We start from the raw sequence: 16,826 nt of genomic DNA, 5'->3' as shown, positions 1-16,826 counted from the left end.
TTTGTCGTTTCTGGCGTTTACTGAACCTTCGCCAAATCACCCTTCAGCGCAACGCCCGCCATGATCGCGCCGGCGTGGCATTCGTAGGTTTGCGCGTCCTTGCGCTCGTTGCGCTTGTAGAAGCTGACGATGTTGGTCACGGCGTTGGCGCCGGCGTTTTTTGCGGCCTGGTGCAGGCTGATGATTGCCGATTGGGCTACCCACTCGCAGGCGACTTCGTCGGACTTGTTGAAGGCGTTGGTTTTCTTGTTGGTCACGGCGTCGGGGCTGACGACGGTGACTTTACCGGCTGGGGTGTTGCCGGCCAGATAGAACTTCACGCTGCCATCGATCTTGCCGGAGCGGGTCGCTTCGGCGACCGCTTTGTCGAATGGCAGGTAGACCGCCGTGTCGCGGGCCTGGCTGACCGCTGGCAAAGCGCAGAGCAGCAGGGTGACGGCAGCGAGTTTTTTGAAGTGCATGAAGGTCTCCTTGACCTGGATTGATTCGGTTATGCCCAGCGGCGGAAGATCAACGAAGTGTTGACGCCGCCGAAAGCGAAATTGTTGTTCATCACGTAGTCGTGGTGCATCTGGCGGAATTCGCCGCGCAGGTAATCGAGCTTGCCGCAGTGCGGGTCGACCTCGTCGAGGTTGAAGGTGTGCACGTACTGATCGCGATTCATCATCTCGATGCTGAACCACGACTCCAGCGCACCGCAGGCGCCGAGGGTGTGGCCGAGGAAACTCTTCTGCGAGCTGATCGGCATGTGTTCGCCGAACAGGCTGCTGGTGGCCAGCGTTTCGGCGATGTCGCCCTGCTCGGTCGCCGTGCCATGGCCGTTCACATAGCCGATGGCGTCCGGGCTGAGGCCGGCATCTTCCAGGGCCAGCTCCATGGCGCGGCGCATCGTGATCTGCTCCGGGCGGGTGGTGTGCTGGCCATCGGCGTTGCTGCCGAAACCGACGATTTCCGCGTGAATGTGCGCGCCACGAGCGAGGGCATGCTCCAGCTCTTCGAGTACCAGCATGCCGCCGCCTTCACCGATCACCAGACCGTCGCGGCCCTTGTCATACGGGCGAGGGCTGCTCTGTGGCGCATCGTTTTTCAGACTGGTGGCGTAGAGCGCGTCGAAGACCATGGCTTCGGTCGGGCACAGCTCTTCGGCGCCGCCAGCGAGCATCAATGGCAAGCGGCCGAACTTGATCGCCTCGTAGGCGTAGCCGATGCCCTGGCTGCCGCTGGTGCAGGCGCTGGAGGTGGGAATCAGACGCCCGGTGAGGCCGAAGAAAATGCTGATATTGGCGGCGGTGGTGTGCGGCATCATCCGCACGTAGGAGTTGGCGTTCAGCCCTTCGGCCACCGAGTTGAGCAGCATGTTGCCGAACGCTTTGATTTCGTCAGTGCTGCCAGTGGACGAACCACAAGCGACGCCCATGCGCCCGTCCTTGATCGATTCGTCACCGAGCAGGCCGGCGTCGGCCAGAGCCTTTTCTGCTGCGCCGACCGCCAGTCGTGAGACCCGGCCCATGCTGCGCAACTGCTTGCGGGTCCAGTGCGACGGCACGACAAAGTCATCGATGGGCCCGGCCAGACGCGTGTTGAGTTCCGTGAAGCGATCCCACTCGTCCATGCGGCGAATGCCGCTGCGGTTGGCCGCGAAGTTGCCGGCAATGGTCTGCCAGTCGCTGCCCAGCGAGGTAATGCCGGCCATGCCGGTGACGACGACGCGCTTCATCAGCACAGGCCTCCGTTGACTGCCAGAACCTGACGAGTGATGTACGAGGCTTCCGCCGACATCAGGAAATTCACCGCAGCGGCGACTTCTTCAGGGGTGCCCATGCGCTGCGCGGGGATCATTTTCATCAGTTCCTCCACCGGCACGTTTTCGTCGAGCATGGCCGTGTCGATCAGGCCAGGGGCGACGCAGTTAACGGTGATTTTGCGCTTGCCCAGCTCGATCGCCAACGCCTTTGCCGCGCCGATCACGCCGGCCTTCGAGGCGCTGTAATTGACCTGGCCACGGTTGCCGATCAGACCCGACACCGAGGTGATGCAGACGATGCGTCCGGCGGCGCGACGACGAATCATCGGCATCATCACCGGGTGCAGAACGTTGTAGAAACCGTCGAGGTTGGTGCGCAGGACCACGTCCCAGTCGTCATCGCTCAGCGCCGGAAACGCACCGTCGCGGGTCAGGCCGGCGTTGAGCACCACGCCGTAATAGGCGCCGTGGTTTTCGACGTCGGCTTCGAGAATGTTTTTGCAGGTTTCACGGTCGGCGACGTCGAATTGCAGGATGCGTGCGCGGCGGCCCAATGCTTCGATTTCGGCCTGCACCGCTTGGGCTTCAGTCATGCCGCTTCGGCAATGCAGGACGATGTCATGCCCGGCCTGCGCCAGACGCAAGGCAATGGCGCGGCCGATGCCCCGGCTGGAGCCGGTGACCAGTACGGATTCAGTCATCGTGCGACTCCTTTGTCTGTTGCAGATATTGGTTGGCTTGCGGCGGACGGTACACGTTGAGCCGAGCGCTGGCATGAATGCCGTCGCCGTGGATGTGACATTCGAATACGCCCATGCCGTTGTCATCTTCCAGCGAACGAATGCCGTGGACGGTCAACTCGCTGGCAACCGGAAAGGCTTCGACGTTGCACTCGAATTTGCGCGTACCGAGCAGAAAACCCAGCTCCGGCGGATTGCCTTTTCGCCGTGCGTGGCATCCGGCGAAAGCGGCGACGCTCTGCGCCATCAGCTCGACACCGACCCACGCCGGCAGGCTGCCGTCGGGCAGGTTGAACAGGCCGTCGGGCTTGACCGTCAGGCGAGTGAAAATCTGCTCGTCATCGAAGCGCTCGATGGCGTCGATCAGAATCATGTCGCCGGCGTGCGGCAGCAGTTCGGCGAGCGGCCAGTGGCTCATGGGGCGTCTCCGATTATCAGGCTGACGTTGTTGCCGCCGAAGGCAAACGAGTTGCTCATCAGGTAGCGCGGTGCAATGGACGTCAGGCGTTCGCTCGCGGTCACCCACTTGAGCGGCGGCAGCGCGGGATCGGCGTGGCCGTCCCAGATGTGCGGCGGCAACGCCTGATCAGGGTTGTCGGCGCTCAGGCTCAGCCAGCAGAACGCCGCTTCCAGCGCGCCGGCCGCGCCGAGGGTGTGGCCGGTCAGCGGCTTGGTTGACGAGCAGGCGACGCCTTCGGGAAACAGCGCAGCGACAGCCAGACTTTCCATGGCGTCGTTGTGCGCAGTGGCGGTGCCGTGCAGGTTCAGGTAGTCGATTTGCGCGGCTTGCAGACCAGCGCGGCCAAGCGCTTTCTGCATCGCTTGCAGGGCGCCGCGGCCGCTCGGCTCCGGCGCGGAAATATGGTGCGCATCCGAGCTGGCGCCCGTCCCCAGCAGGGCGATTCCCGGGCCTTCGCCGCGCTGTTTGCTCATCACGAACAGCACCGCTGCCTCGCCGATATTGATGCCGTTGCGGTTGGCGGAAAACGGATTGCAGCGTTCATCTGAAACGGCTTCCAGCGAACAAAAACCGTTCAGCGTGAGCTTGCACAGACTGTCGACGCCGCCGCACAGCACCGCGTCGCACAGGCCCAGATCGAGCAGACGCCGGGCGCTCATCAGCGCGCGGGCGCTGGAGGTGCAGGCGGTGGAAATCACGTACGCCGGGCCGCTCAATTGCAGCCATTCGGCGAGGAAATTTGCCGGCGCGCCGAGCTCCTGCTGGCGATAGTCGTACTCGCGGGGAAATTGCTGCTCGCGGATGTAATGCGCCAGGCCACGACTGGCCTCGTCGATGCCCGAGGTGCTGGTGCCGAGTACCACGCCAATGCGCTCACGGCCATAGGTCTGGATCGCGCGGTCGATGTCATCGCGGACTTGCAGGGCGGCTTCCAGCAACAGCTGATTGTTGCGACTGCTGTGTTCGAGCAGTTCGGCGGGGATCGGCGCCAATTCACCGTGCACGCCGGCGACAGGCAGCTCACGCTCGGCGACCCAGCCGGACTCGCGGCGCATCCCCGAACAGTCGCCGGCGAACAGATTGCGCGCGACTTCAGACTTGTTGCGGCCCAGGGCGCAGATCACGCCGAGGGCATTCAGGTAAGCGGTCATGGCGTCGATTCACCTAGCTGGGAAACGCGATAGTGCGGGCCTTGAGGCAGATTCAAGTCGAAGCTCAACGGTTGTGAATAGCGGACGTCCCAGCGTGCCGACAGTGAACGCTGATCGGCCTGTTGCCGAGCGTCGGGATAGTTACGCAGCAGCTCGGCGGGCGGCGTCAGGGCGAACAGCAATGCGGCGAATAATTCCCGCGCCTCGGGATTGGGCGGCAGCAGACCATCGGCCTGCCAATGCCCGTCGATCAGTTGCTGGCGGGCCTGGGGAATGCCCAGCGGATCCATCATCGACCAGCGAGTGCCGGCGCCTTCGCGCTGGATCACCAGCAGCCAGTCCTGACGTTGCCCGGCCTGCTCGCGCTCGATGTGCAGTTGCAGCGGCAGGGGCAGTGTCGGGTTGGCCGCGGGCAGTGGTGGCTGGCTGGCGCAGGCGTTCAACAGGAAGATCATGCCGACCATAAAAAACCGCCACACAGAGGGCATTGTGGGAGCGGGCTTGCTCGCGAAGGCATCGGTACATCCGACATCAATGCAGGCTGACCTACCGCTTTCGCGAGCAAGCCCGCTCCCACAGGGTTCCATGTAAGCAGGTCGAAAGTGGCGCATCAGATAGCCCCTGCAAGCGGCTTGCGCGCGACGACATTCACCAGCGTCTCTTCGCGTTCACCGAATGGCTTGGGTTTGCTCAAGCCAAATCGCTCCAGCAAACCAAAATCCTTCGACCGGCTCCACCACAGATACGGGTAGGAAACATTGCGCTCGGCAAACTCGAAACCCTGCTCGCGGATCATCTGCAGATAGCCGGCGGCGCTCTTCTGCACGTGCATCGGATGGCGGAACAGCCAGCGGATCACCCAGGTATCGATGTAAGCCTCGGTGGATTCGGCGAACAGCAGATAGCCGCCCGGCTTCAGCACGCGATAGAACTCGGCCAAGGCCTTTTCCTGCTCGACCAGATGATGAAAAGTCTGGTGACAGAACAGCAGATCGACACTGGCATCGGCGACGTCGAGCGTGGCGCAATCGCTGCCGATCAACTCGACTGGCAGGCCCAGGCGTGCGGCTTCTTCGGCGCTGAGTTGCAGGCTGTGCGGGTCGGCGTCGACGCCGATCAGTCGCTGTGGAGCGAAGGTCTGGTGCAGGTGGCCGAACGACTTGCCCTGCCCGCAACCGGCGTCCAGCAGCACTGGGTGTTCCGGCAGCGCTTCACTGAATAATCCACGCAGATCGTTGATCGCCACGCGCAGCACATGGTGCTGCCAGGTGCGGCTGCGCAGGAACCAGAGACCGAAGCGGGTTTCCTCGACGTAACTGTCGCTCAAATAATTCATGAGGCGTCCTGCGCGCAGAGTCGGGAAATCATCTTCAGCCGTCGACGCGCTTCGCTGACGAACGGGTTGCGCTCGTCCCAGGCGTAACCGGCAAGGATCGAGCAGATCATCCGGCGAATCTCCGCCTGACTGTCCTCGTAGAAAATCACGTCCTGGAAGGTGCCGGCGTACCAGCCTTCGACGTAGCAGCGGAAGGTATCGACGCCGCGTTTCAACGGCTCGGCAAACTCGCTTTGCCAGTCGACCGTTTCACCCTGGAGCTGGCGGTGCAGCACGCCGGCGGCCATGCTCGCCGAACGCATGGCGATGGTCACGCCGGAGGAGAACACCGGGTCGAGGAATTCTGCGGCGTTGCCCAGCAGCGCGAAACCCGGGCCGTGCAGGGTTTTCACATTGGCCGCGTAACCGCCGAGGGTGCGCGCCGGGGTGTCCCAGACTGCGTTGTTCAGAACCCCGGCGAGGCTTGGCGTCTCGGCGATGAAACTGCGCAGGCAGGCATCGAGATCGCTGTCGCGGCCCTGAAAATGTTCCTCAGCCGCGACCACGCCCACCGAGCAGCGGCCATTGCTGAACGGAATGGTCCAGAACCACACATCGCGATGCTCGGGATGGGTGGTGACGAGGATCTTTTCGCGGTCGAACGCCGGATTGTCGATGTGATCTTCAACGTGGGTGAACATCGCCTGACGCACCGGGAAGTTCGAAGGCGCTTCGAGGTCGAGCAGGCGCGACAGCACGCGGCCGTAACCGCTGGCGTCGAGGACGAAATCGGCTTCGACGCGGTACTCGCTGCCGTCTTCGCGGCGTACATCAAGGAGTGGCTTCGCCTGATCGAAATCGACGCTGATGATCGCATCGCCATAGCGGATTTCAGCGCCTTGCAGTGCCGCTTGATCGGCCAGCAACTTGTCGAAATCGGCGCGCTGCACCTGGAAGGTGGTCGGCTTGCCGGCGGTGAAGGTGTCGCCAAAATCGAAGGCACTGTAACGCTCGCCCCAGGCAAACGCCGCGCCGGTCTTGCGCTGGAAACCAGCGGCGTTGACCGCGTCGAGCATGCCGGCTTCTTCAACGAAATCCAGGCAGTGGCTGAGCAGGCTTTCGCCAATCGAAAAACGCGGGAAGTGCTGGCGCTCCAGCACCAGCACATCGTGGCCTTTGCGCTTGAGCAGGGCCGCAGCGATAGCGCCGGACGGGCCGGCACCGATGATCACGACCTGACGGGATTCCATTTCAACGATTGGCACGTGAGCTCCGGGGCAAGGGACTGTTCAGATTCAGGGGCGCGCGATGCAGACCGATAAGGGCCGGCAGCAGCGTCGCGATCAGGCCCATCAGCATCAGCGCGAAATACAGCGCCGGGGTGATGAGCTGTTGTTGCAACAGCAGGTTGAGAAAGACGATTTCGCTCAGGCCGCGAATGTTCAACAGCACGCTTTCGCGCCAGCGGCTGGCCCCGGCAAACGAGGCGCCGGCCCAGCCGAGGCCGAGCCAGTTGCCCAGCAGTTTACTGGCAATCGGCACCAGCAGCAGCGCCGCCCATTGTCCGGCGTCGAGGCTGGCGAGGGCGCTGTGCACGTCGATCTGGACGATGCCGAACGTGAGGATCAGCGGGATCGCGATCCACGTTTGCAAACGGCTCATCCAACGCGCCGGCAACGGCAGCACCAACGGCACTTTCAGCAGCGCCATGCACAGCAGATAGCCGATGCCGAAAATCAGCGCGTTGAGTTTGTAATGTTCGGCCATGACCAGCAGGGCGAAGAAGCCGAGGCTGTAAGTCAGCGGGCGACGAACGCGCAGCAGGTGCAAAAGCAGCGGCACGCCGGCCATGGCCACGGGCAGCAACAGGCTGCTCAAGTGCAGGCTGCCCTGCGCGAGGCCGAACAGCGTCCAGCAGGTCAGGTCGATGAGGATCGCGGTCTGCACCAGACGCTTGGTGGCGGCGGGCGGGTAATCGATGTGGCGCAAGTACAGGTACAACACCGGGATCGCGGTAATGGCGAAGACCAGTCCGATGGCCATCGCGTTGAGCCACGGTTGCGCTGGCAGCAACCAGTACGCAACCGCCAGCCCACAAGTGAACGGCACAGCGAAACTCGGCACGGCGATTTTTACGCTCTGGCGATCCAGACGCAGGTCGATGACGTCGCTGAGGATGTGCCCGAGCAGCAAGGCGAAGCTCAGGCTGTAGAGGTTTTTCAACCAGTGCGGTGCGATCAGTTGTGCGCCGCTGAGCTGCCAGCCTGGCTCGCTCCAGAAGTACATCAGCAGGGGCAAACCGAAGCTTGCCAGCAACAAATGACTGACGATAGGAATCAGGCCGAAATGGCGGCCGACCCGGGTCGCCAGGGCAAACAGTGCCAGGGCCAATAGCCAGAAGCCGAAGACCATCATGACTTTGTCTCCGCGACCGGTGCATGGCGCCCGGCCCACGGTGCGAGCATGAAGCTGAACGCCAGACCCAGGCTCACCGACAGGCCGAAATTGCTCACCGCCGGCGTGCTGGACACTGCCAGCAGGCCGAACGACAACCACGTTGTCAGCGCCGCGAGCAAGGTGCCGAGCAGGCTTACCGCCGCGCCGCCAACCTGTTCACGCATGAGGATTGCGTAATCGACGCTGATCGCCGTCACTAGCAGCAGGCCGAACAGGCTGAACAGGGTCAGCGGCTGACCCAGCCAGCCAAGGCTGGCCAGACTGCACAGCGCCGCCAGCAGTGGCAGGGCGACGATACGCAGCGCGCCGGCCAGGCCGAACGGCAGCATCAGTACCAGCACGATCAATACGCAGGAAGCGAGTTTAAGTTCGGCGGCGCTGAGCTGCGTGGCCGCGAACACCTTGTTCAGATCACCGAGGCGATCAACCAGCACCACCCCCGGCAGGTCCAGCGCTTGCACGCGCAGCAGCGACGGATTGTTCAAGCCCTGCAGGCTGGTGATTGCCGCAACGCCGTGTTCAGTCGGTCCAAGCCACAGTGTGCGATACGGCTCGCCGAGCGGGCCGGCCAGCGCGGCGTCGATGTCTTCGGCGGGCAGGGTCTGCAATTGCTGCAATTCGTTTTGCAACGCCGTCACTGGCACGCCGAGATCGAGCAGCGGTTGCCAGAATGACGGCAGCTTGTTCAGTGATTCGCGCACTTGCTGTTGCTGACTCGGCGCGCTGACCAGTTGATCGAGGGCCAGATAGCCTTGCAGTTTTTCGAGATTGACCAGTTGCTGCAGACGCTCGCTCAGCGCTGCCTGACGCTCGAGCAATTGCTCCTGATTGGCCGCACGGACAAGAAAGAACTGGCTGGTTGGTTGATAACCGGTGATGCGTGCGATGGTCTGCGCTTCGTCAGTCAGATGTTGCGGTGCACCGACCCATTGGCGAATGTCGTTTTTACTCTGCAATTGCATCAGGCCGCCGACGCAGAAGGCGATCAGCAGGGCCAGCAGCACGGGCGTGCGAATGCAGCCGAGCAGTGCTTCACGCAGGTCGATCAGGCGTTCGGCCAGGCGCAGCGGCCACTGCGCCGGGCGCAGTTGGACATTTTTCAGCAGCGCCGGCAGCAGGCAGACCGCCGACAGATAGGCGCCAAGCAAACCGGCGGCGGAGAACACGGCAATCTGAGTCAGCGCCGGGAACGGAGTCCAGGCCAGGGCCAGATAGCCGATAACGCTGGTGATCAGGCTCAGGGTCAGCCCCGGCAACGTCAGGCGCAGGGCCGGCCAACTGCGCCAGGGCTTGAGGCTCCAGCTCTTGGACAGATAGTGCAGCGGGTAATCGACGGCAACGCCGATCAGACTCGAACCGAGCACCAGCGTCATCACATGCATGTGGCCGAACAGCGCCACACAGGCCACCGCACCGAACAGCATGCCGACCAGCACCGGGACGAAGGCCAGCAGCACGCCCCAGCGGCGAAACGCCAGCAGCAGCAATAACAGAATGCCAACCGTCGCGCCGCCGCCGACCCAGGTCATTTCGCGGGTGGCCTGTTGCTGACCGTTGGCGGCGTAGAGCAAACCACTGGCGGCGAGCAACCGCACGTCGCTTTGCGCCGCTTGGTCGCGGCTTTTTTTGAGCAGATCCGCGACTTGCAGCGGCAGGTTCATGTCGAAGGCATCGCCGGTGGTGCGCGCGCGCAACATCACCCAGCTCTTGCCATCGGCATTGGCGATCAATGCGCCGCTGCCGATGTCCAGTTGCACCGCGCCGTGTTTCGGCTGGCTGTTCTGGATGCGTCCGGTCAGGCCCAGCCAATCGTCCTGGCTCGGCACCAGAGTGAAACCGTTGAACGGGTCGAACAACGCCTGCACCCGCTGCTGAATGAACACGTCGGGATGTTCGCTGAGCAGTTGCCGATCATCCGCCGAGAGCATCGCCAGGCGCCCTTGCAGCAATTGCGTACGCAGCGCCGGCAAGTCGGCTTGCAGATTCCACTGCACGGTTTCGAACAGACCGCTGGCCTGCCATTGCTCGCCGAGCGTCTTTGCCATGGTCAGCGCTTGCTGGCGATCGGTGTGGCCGACCAGCACCAGCATTTCGCGGTTGAGCGGCTCCTGCATGCGCTGCTCGGCGCGCAATTCCAGCGCGTCGGGACTGGTCCCGGGCACCAGCTCCATCAGGTTGGCCGACAGCGGCGCACCGTCGCGCCACTGCCAGGCGGCCAGCGCAACGACGGCCAGCAGCAGGCTCAGAAACAGCCAGGGCAGCCTGCGTTCACTCGGCAAAGTCATGTTGCTCCGCTTCGCTCAAGGGTTTCCCGGCCGTGCTGTCCTGCATGCGCAGCAGTGTGCTGTCGCCCTGGGCTTCCAGCAGCTCGATGGTTTGCACCAGAGCGCCGCCGTCGATATTGATCTGCTGGAACACTTGCTTGAGCAACATCGAACGCGGCGTCAGGGTCAGTTGCCACTGCTGCGCCGTGCCGCTCAGGGCCAGTTCAAAATCTTGCTGCAAACCGCTGCTGTCGCCTTGCAGCACGGCGAGGAACAAACGGTTCTGCTCGGCGCCCGCGCTCTTGTTCGGCAGCAGTTGCCAGCCATTGTTGTCGCGGCGGGCGATGCCTTTGGCGGTGATGCGGTAATCCTGCTGCAGCGGAGTTTTCAGCAGCCACAGCAGGCCCCGGTTTTTAGCGAGGACGAAACTGCCCTTACTGATCAGCGGCTGAGGCAAGGCGCGCAGGTGTTTTTCCTGAATGAACTGGCCGTGGATCACGTCCGGTTTCGCCAGTTGTTCACTGAGCTGTTGCAGGTCGAAGGCATTGGCCCATGACGACACGGCCAGCAGCGTCAGTGCGCCAAGGCTTCTGAAAAACACATTCATCGCAGCATCCTTTCCACGGCATCGGTAAATACTTTCGGTGAAGCCAGTTGCATCTCGCGGCTGCTGACTTGGACGGCGACCTGCACTGAGCTTGCGCGGGTCAGGCGTTCGCCGGTCTGCAGGTCGGTGATCAGGTAATTGATCTTCAGACGGTTTTCCCACTCGACCAGACTGGCTCGAACATTCAGCCGCTGGCCGAATACTGCGCCGCGCACGTAGCGCAATTGCAGGTCGATGATCGGCCAGGCGTAACCGGACTCGACCATGTGCGTGTAGTTGTGGCCGATCTTGTCCAGCAGCGCGCAGCGTGCCACTTCCAGGTATTTGACGTAATGGCCGTGCCAGACCACATGCATGGTGTCGACGTCAAAAAACGGCACGAGGATTTCGGTGTCGGCGTGAAGCACTCCGGCGCTACGCATGCAGCCTCCAGTGTTGCGCGGCGATGCGTTGCAGGCACAGGCGCAGTTCGCCTTCCAGCGCACGGTCTTCGATGACCGGCGGGAAGTCTTTGCCGAGTTCTTCGTGCATCGCCGCCAGCGCTGGCGGCAACGGACGCGCGTTGTCGGCTTGCACACGCAGCCACACGCCTTGATTGCCGGCGAGCAACGTGGCGGCGGCGACCTGTTCGGTCAGTTCCAGCACGCGAATCGCATCACGGGCGGCGATGGTGCCCATGCTCACCTTGTCCTGGTTGTGACACTCGGTCGAGCGCGAGAACACGCTGGCCGGCATGGTGTTTTTCAACGCCTCGGCGGTCCAGGCGCTGGTGCCGATCTGCACAGCCTTGAAGCCGTGATTGATCATCGCCCGATCCGCAGGAGCGCCCGAGAGGTTGCTCGGCAAACCGTGGTTGTAACGCTCGTCGACCAGTAGTGCCAGTTGCCGATCAAGGAGATCGGCGACGTTGGCCACAAGGTTCTTCAGGCTGTCCATGGCGAACGCAATGTGCCCGCCGTAGAAGTGCCCGCCATGCAAAACGCGCTCGGCGTCGGCATCGATGATCGGGTTGTCGTTGGCGCTGTTCAGTTCGGTTTCGATGAAGCCGCGCAGCCAGTTCAGGCTGTCGGCCAGGACGCCGAGCACATGTGGCGCGCATCGCAGCGAGTAGCGATCCTGCAGACGATGCAGCGGTGCAGTCGGCGCGTCGATCGCCAGATCCTTGCGCAGCCACGCGGCCACCTGCATCTGCCCCGGATGCGGTTTGGCCGCGAACAGGCGTTCGTCGAAGTGCTCCGGATTGCCTTGCAACGCGACCACGTTGAGCGCGGTAATGCGCGTGGCCAGTTGCAGCAGGTAGTCGGCGCGAGCGAAAGCGAGGCAGGCGAGGCCGGTCATCACCGCTGTGCCGTTCATCAGTGCCAGCGCTTCTTTCGGGCGCAGTACCAATGGCGTCCAGCCCAGTTCGCGATGCACGTCGGCAGCCTGACGACGTTCGCCACGGAACATCACTTCGCGCTCGCCGGACAGGGTTGCGGCGACATAGGACAGCGGCGTCAGATCGCCGCTGGCGCCGACCGAGCCTTCTTCGGGAATCAACGGCAGGATGTCGTATTCGAGAAACGCGTGCAGACGCTCGAGCAACTCGACGCGCACCCCGGAAACGCCATGACACAACGACTGCAAACGCGCCGCCAGCACGGCGCGGGTGGCTTGCGCGTCGAGCAGTTTGCCCAGGCCGCAACCGTGAAAGGTGTAGAGATGACGCGGCAGCGCCTCGACGTGATGCAGCGGCACCGCGACCACGCAGGAATCGCCGTAACCGGTGGTGACGCCGTAGATCACGCCTTCCTTGTCCAGCAGCGAATCGAGAAACCGCGCGCCCTTGGCGATGCGCTCGCGATAGTCGGCGTCAGCCTGTAACTGCACGGGTGCCTGACGGTTGGCCAGGGCCAGCACGTCTTCGATGCGCAAAGGGCGTTCGCCGAAGGTTACCGGCTCATGGGTTGGCGTCGTCATCGGTCTTCCAGAAAGGGTAAAAGTTGAACCATTGCTGCGGGGCTTCGAGGCAATAGTGACTCAGGCGCTGCGCGTAGCGGGTGGCCCACTGATGAATGACCTGCTCGCGCTCGCGGCGTGTCCACACCACTGCGTCAGCGAACGGTTCGAGAGTCAGGCGATAGTGGCCGTCGGGTTGTTTCAGGCACATCAGCAGATTGACCGGGCACTTCAACAGGCCGGCCAGCAACCACGGGCCTTGGGGGAACGGTGCCGGATGGCCGAGAAAATCCACGGTGACACTGCGCCCGCCGTGCAGCGGCACGCGGTCGCCGGCGATCGCCAGCCACTCGCCGCGCTCCAGCCGTTCGTGCAGTTGCAGCATGATCACCGGGTCGAGTTCGCTGACCTGAATCAGGCGCAGATTGGTCGCCCCGGCCTCGCCGAGCAAACGGTTGAACTGCTCGGCGTGCTTGGTGTGCACCAGCACGTTCATGGTGACTTTTTCGCCGATCTCTGCGAGCGCCCGGCACACTTCGAGATTGCCCAGGTGCGCGCCAACCAGCAGTTGCCCGCGACTGCCGCGCAACTGCTTGCGCAGCAGCGCCGGGTCGATGATTTCGATCTGCTCGATGCTCAGCTTGCCGTTCCACACGTCGAGCTTGTCGAGCAGAGAGTCGGCAAAGGTCATGAACTGGCCGAACACCCGCCAGTGGCTCGGGCGCAGGTCGTCGCGCCGGCTCCACTCGGCCAGACGCTGCTGGTACTGCCAAGCACTGCGCCGGGCGATCCGGCCGAACAAAAAGAAATACAGCACGATGCCGTACAGCAACGGACTGAGCAGTCGGCGGCCGAGAACTCTGGCGGCGAACGCGGTGAATTTCATCAGCAGGAAACTGCCGCGTTCTTCGCGGTCGGCCCAGTGCTTCTTGTCGACTTCTTCGCTCATGGTTTCCACCGCCGCCAGAGGATCACCGGCCAACGCAGCAACATGCCGAAGAACAGCCGCGTGTGCATGCTGGAGATCAGCGCGTTGTCGTGGAACAGGCGAAAGTGCGACACGCCGTCCAGCGGGTAGTGCACGCTGGTCTGCAGCCAGCGCATCGGCTGATTGCGCCAGGCCAGGCGCACGAGAATGTCAGAGTCGAAATCCATGCGCTTGCCGACTTTGGCCGAGTCGATCACCGCCAGAGTCGACGCCAGCGGATAAACGCGGAAGCCGCACATCGAATCGCGGATCTGCAACGACAGGGTGTTGATCCAGACCATCACGTGGGTCAGGTAGCGTGCGTACAAACGTCCCTTCGGCACGCTTTCGTCGAACAGCGGATAGCCGCAGATCATCGCCTGCGGATAAGCACGGGATTCGGCGACGAAGCGCGCGACGTCGTGCAAATCGTGCTGACCGTCGGCATCGACCTGCAAGGCGTGAGTGAAGCCCAGACGCGACGCTTCGCGCAGACCGGTCATCACTGCGCCGCCCTTGCCCTGATTGGCCGTCAGGCGCACCAGGAAAACCCTGTCGCGCTCGGCCAGGGCGTCGAGCACACGTGCGCAGGACGACTCGCTGGCATCGTCCACCAGAATGCACGGCAGGTTCTGGGCAAGCAGGGCATCGACCACGGTGGTGATCGCGGTTTCGTGGTTGTACACCGGGATTACGGCGCAGGGGTTATGCATGGCCAGGCCCCAGGAGGATGCGCCCGCTGGAACAGGTCGCCGTGTCATTGCGGTAGGCGAAATACAGCTTGCCGCGCTCGGCATCGAAACGCAGATGCAGCTGGATTTCATCGCCGGGCCGCACCAGTTGCTGGAACTTCAGCACTTCCATGCCCGCGAACGCACCGTCCAGCTTCAGCAACTGCCGACCCAGATTCAGCGCCCACTCCACCTGCACCACGCCGGGCAGCACCGGTGCCTTGGGAAAATGCCCGCTGAAGTAGGCCAGATCCGGCGGCACGCTGAGTTGCAGGCTCCACTCGCCGTCGCTTGCGCTTTGCTCAAGCACTTCGGGGGCTTTCGGCCGGGCGGCCAGCAGCAACGCTTCAACGTCGGCTTGTGCCAGTTTGCCCTGGCTGTTCAACGGCATTTGCCGCAGCAGGCGCCAGCGGCGGGGCAGGGCGAGCGCTTCGCAATGTTGGCTCAGATGTTTGCGCAGGGTTTCGGTGAGACCACGGCGGCCGTGCTCGCGCAGGGCGAACAGGCCAGACTCGCTGAGCACCAGCAGCGCACCGAGCGAGGCGCGGTTTTCCTGGACCACGCCGAGGCGCGCTTCGGCGACCCAGTCATGATCGACCAGAGCCTGCTCAAGCATCGGCAGCGAGATGCGCTTTTCTTCCAGTTTGACGATGCGGTCGAGTCGACCCAGTAATTCGAAGCGCCCATCGGCAGCGATGCGTGCGGCATCGGCGCTGTGTTCGATATGACCGGCAGGCAGATACGGCGAGGCAATCAGCAGGGCGCCGTCGCTGTCCTGGCTCAGTTCGACGCCGGCAAACGGCTGCCACAACGAATCGCCCTGGCGCCACGCGATGCCGCCGGTTTCCGAGCTGCCGAGGATTTCTGTCGGCCATTGCTGCAAGCGCTGTTGCAGGCTTTGCGCCGCTTCCGGCGGCAACGCGCCACCGGAAGAAAACACCCGGCGCACCGCGCTCATGGCCGGCCAGTCGAGGTTGTCGCCCATGCGCTTGAGCAGCGCCGGGCTGGCAACCCAGGCGAAGGCCGGGTATTCGCGGCTGGCGCGCTGCAAGTCTTCGGAGAACGCCAGTTGCCGGCGCACGAACGGGCGCCCGGCGCACAAGGGCCACAACACGCGAAACAGCAGGCCATAGATGTGTTGCGTGGCGACGCTGCCGATGATGCAGGCTTCACCGAGGTCTGCACCCCATAACTGCTCCAGCGCTTCGACCTCCTTGGCCAATTGGCGCAGGGTCTTGTCGATGCGCTTGGGTTCGCCGCTGGAGCCGGAAGTGCACAGGCTCAACCGGCACTGATCGAGATCCAGTTCGGCGCCGGGTAATCCGGGGTGGGTGAAGTCATGGAGCTGCGCATCGCCCGGCTGATCGGTCAGCCACAGGTCGACTTGAGGGGCCCAGCGCTGACGCGTCTGCGCTTGCAGATCCGCCGGCAACAACACGCTGACGCCGGCACGCCACGCACCAAGCAAGGCAATGGCGAGGTCGGCGGCGTCTTCCAGATGCACGGCCAGCACCTTCACGCCGCGAGCTTGCAGGCCAGCGGCGACACTCAGTGCCCGTGCATGCAGCTGCGCGTGATCCAGCGCCGGCGCCTGGCAGATCGCCCGTGCCGGCAACGCCTTGAGCAAAAGTTGCTCAAGTTTTATCCAATTCATGTACGGCCTCTTACCCGTTGTCGTATCAGCCATTCAATGGCAAACATCAGGCCGATCAATCCATAGGAGATCAGGCCGGTGTACAACATCCACCAATCCAGCGGCGCCCACAGGGTGAGGAGGGCAGCGCACAAACCGTTGCAGAAGAAAAACACGCTCCAGGCCAGCGTGACCTTGCGCGTATAGCGAATGGCGACCTCCGGCAGCTGTGGCTCACGCAAACGCGCCAGACGCTCGACCATTGGCGGGCCGTATTGCAGGCTGGCGCCGAACAGCACCAGCATGAATGCGCTGATCAGCACCGGGTACCAGCGCAGCAGTTGCGGGCTGTCGAACACCGCCAGCAGCAGGCAGAACACCATCGCCACGCAAGCCGTCCACAGGCTGCCGGGCTTGCGTTCGCCGGACAGGGCGCGCGCCAGCCACAGGCTGCCCAGCAGCAGCGCAAATTGCCACGGGGCAAAATGCTCCATGCCGAAATACACCGCAAAGGGGTACAGCAGACCGGCCAGCAGCAGGCCCAGGCCGATCAGTCGGCTCATGCGGCCGGTTGAACCAGACGGAACACCGCCTCGACCACGTCACCCACGGTGCGCACCGATTTGAATTCTTCGGCGGCGATTTTCTTGCCGGTCTGGCGTTTGATGTGATCGATCAGGTCGACGGCATCGATGCTGTCGATTTCCAGATCCTGATACAGGTTGGCGTCCATGCTCACGCGGGCCGGATCCAGTTCGAACAGCTCGACCAGGGCATCGCGCAGGGTGTTGAAGATATCGTCACGAGTTTGCATGGTCC

Annotated in this window: 18 protein-coding genes; all 18 read right to left on the bottom strand. The window is 63.3% G+C overall.

Annotation, left to right across the window (positions count from 1 at the left end; genetic code table 11):
• Positions 1 to 17: 17 nt before the first annotated feature.
• Genes CXF97_RS04490 through CXF97_RS04405 form a run of 18 tightly spaced genes read right to left on the bottom strand, consistent with a single transcriptional unit; the run spans position 18 to position 16,821 of the window.
• Complete coding sequence (locus CXF97_RS04490) at positions 18 to 461, bottom strand: excinuclease (protein WP_101156598.1); 444 nt, start codon at positions 459 to 461, stop codon at positions 18 to 20.
• A 29-nt stretch (positions 462 to 490) separates the two neighbouring features.
• Entirely contained in the window at positions 491 to 1,717 is a 1,227-nt protein-coding gene (locus CXF97_RS04485; RefSeq protein WP_101156596.1) for a beta-ketoacyl-ACP synthase, read from the bottom strand.
• Positions 1,717 to 2,445, bottom strand: a complete 729-nt coding sequence (fabG, locus tag CXF97_RS04480; RefSeq protein WP_101156594.1) for a 3-oxoacyl-ACP reductase FabG — start codon at positions 2,443 to 2,445, stop codon at positions 1,717 to 1,719. Before fabG ends, CXF97_RS04485 begins: the two co-directional genes overlap by 1 nt.
• Positions 2,438 to 2,902, bottom strand: a complete 465-nt coding sequence (locus CXF97_RS04475; RefSeq protein ID WP_101156592.1) for a hotdog family protein — start codon at positions 2,900 to 2,902, stop codon at positions 2,438 to 2,440. Before CXF97_RS04475 ends, fabG begins: the two co-directional genes overlap by 8 nt.
• A complete protein-coding gene (locus CXF97_RS04470; RefSeq protein WP_101156590.1) occupies positions 2,899 to 4,095 on the bottom strand; it encodes a beta-ketoacyl-[acyl-carrier-protein] synthase family protein in 1,197 nt (398 codons plus the stop codon). Before CXF97_RS04470 ends, CXF97_RS04475 begins: the two co-directional genes overlap by 4 nt.
• The gene (locus tag CXF97_RS04465) at positions 4,092 to 4,682 is read right to left on the bottom strand and encodes a hypothetical protein (protein ID WP_371918369.1); all 591 of its coding nucleotides are present in this window, start codon (positions 4,680 to 4,682) and stop codon (positions 4,092 to 4,094) included. The genes CXF97_RS04470 and CXF97_RS04465 overlap by 4 nt, the downstream gene beginning before the upstream one ends.
• 23 nt (positions 4,683 to 4,705) lie before the next feature.
• Positions 4,706 to 5,431, bottom strand: a complete 726-nt coding sequence (locus tag CXF97_RS04460; protein ID WP_101156586.1) for a class I SAM-dependent methyltransferase — start codon at positions 5,429 to 5,431, stop codon at positions 4,706 to 4,708.
• Complete coding sequence (locus CXF97_RS04455) at positions 5,428 to 6,675, bottom strand: NAD(P)/FAD-dependent oxidoreductase (RefSeq protein ID WP_101156584.1); 1,248 nt, start codon at positions 6,673 to 6,675, stop codon at positions 5,428 to 5,430. The genes CXF97_RS04460 and CXF97_RS04455 overlap by 4 nt, the downstream gene beginning before the upstream one ends.
• Positions 6,662 to 7,825 carry a sodium:proton antiporter gene (locus CXF97_RS04450; protein ID WP_101156582.1) on the bottom strand — a complete coding sequence of 388 codons (1,164 nt, stop codon included), beginning with the start codon at positions 7,823 to 7,825 and terminating at the stop codon, positions 6,662 to 6,664. Before CXF97_RS04450 ends, CXF97_RS04455 begins: the two co-directional genes overlap by 14 nt.
• Positions 7,822 to 10,152, bottom strand: coding sequence for an MMPL family transporter (locus tag CXF97_RS04445; protein WP_101156579.1), 2,331 nt, complete (start codon positions 10,150 to 10,152; stop codon positions 7,822 to 7,824). The genes CXF97_RS04450 and CXF97_RS04445 overlap by 4 nt, the downstream gene beginning before the upstream one ends.
• The gene (locus CXF97_RS04440) at positions 10,136 to 10,738 is read right to left on the bottom strand and encodes an outer membrane lipoprotein carrier protein LolA (RefSeq protein WP_101156576.1); all 603 of its coding nucleotides are present in this window, start codon (positions 10,736 to 10,738) and stop codon (positions 10,136 to 10,138) included. The genes CXF97_RS04445 and CXF97_RS04440 overlap by 17 nt, the downstream gene beginning before the upstream one ends.
• Entirely contained in the window at positions 10,735 to 11,160 is a 426-nt protein-coding gene (locus tag CXF97_RS04435) for a thioesterase family protein (RefSeq protein ID WP_101156574.1), read from the bottom strand. The genes CXF97_RS04440 and CXF97_RS04435 overlap by 4 nt, the downstream gene beginning before the upstream one ends.
• A complete protein-coding gene (hutH, locus tag CXF97_RS04430) occupies positions 11,153 to 12,697 on the bottom strand; it encodes a histidine ammonia-lyase (RefSeq protein ID WP_101156571.1) in 1,545 nt (514 codons plus the stop codon). The genes CXF97_RS04435 and hutH overlap by 8 nt, the downstream gene beginning before the upstream one ends.
• On the bottom strand, positions 12,678 to 13,625 hold the full coding sequence (locus CXF97_RS04425) for a glycosyl transferase (RefSeq protein ID WP_101156568.1): 948 nt from the start codon (positions 13,623 to 13,625) through the stop codon (positions 12,678 to 12,680). The genes hutH and CXF97_RS04425 overlap by 20 nt, the downstream gene beginning before the upstream one ends.
• Positions 13,622 to 14,356, bottom strand: a complete 735-nt coding sequence (locus CXF97_RS04420; RefSeq protein ID WP_101156566.1) for a glycosyltransferase family 2 protein — start codon at positions 14,354 to 14,356, stop codon at positions 13,622 to 13,624. Before CXF97_RS04420 ends, CXF97_RS04425 begins: the two co-directional genes overlap by 4 nt.
• Complete coding sequence (locus tag CXF97_RS04415) at positions 14,349 to 16,028, bottom strand: acyl-CoA synthetase family protein (protein ID WP_101156563.1); 1,680 nt, start codon at positions 16,026 to 16,028, stop codon at positions 14,349 to 14,351. Before CXF97_RS04415 ends, CXF97_RS04420 begins: the two co-directional genes overlap by 8 nt.
• Positions 16,025 to 16,570, bottom strand: a complete 546-nt coding sequence (locus CXF97_RS04410; RefSeq protein WP_101156560.1) for a hypothetical protein — start codon at positions 16,568 to 16,570, stop codon at positions 16,025 to 16,027. Before CXF97_RS04410 ends, CXF97_RS04415 begins: the two co-directional genes overlap by 4 nt.
• Positions 16,567 to 16,821, bottom strand: coding sequence for an acyl carrier protein (locus CXF97_RS04405; RefSeq protein WP_016772026.1), 255 nt, complete (start codon positions 16,819 to 16,821; stop codon positions 16,567 to 16,569). The genes CXF97_RS04410 and CXF97_RS04405 overlap by 4 nt, the downstream gene beginning before the upstream one ends.
• Positions 16,822 to 16,826: the final 5 nt, after the last annotated feature.

Origin of the sequence: Pseudomonas sp. Choline-02u-1, assembly GCF_002836515.1 — a bacterium.
Lineage (GTDB): Bacteria > Pseudomonadota > Gammaproteobacteria > Pseudomonadales > Pseudomonadaceae > Aquipseudomonas.
Note: the sequence above shows the minus strand (reverse complement) of the source record. Positions and strands in the feature narration are given on the sequence as shown.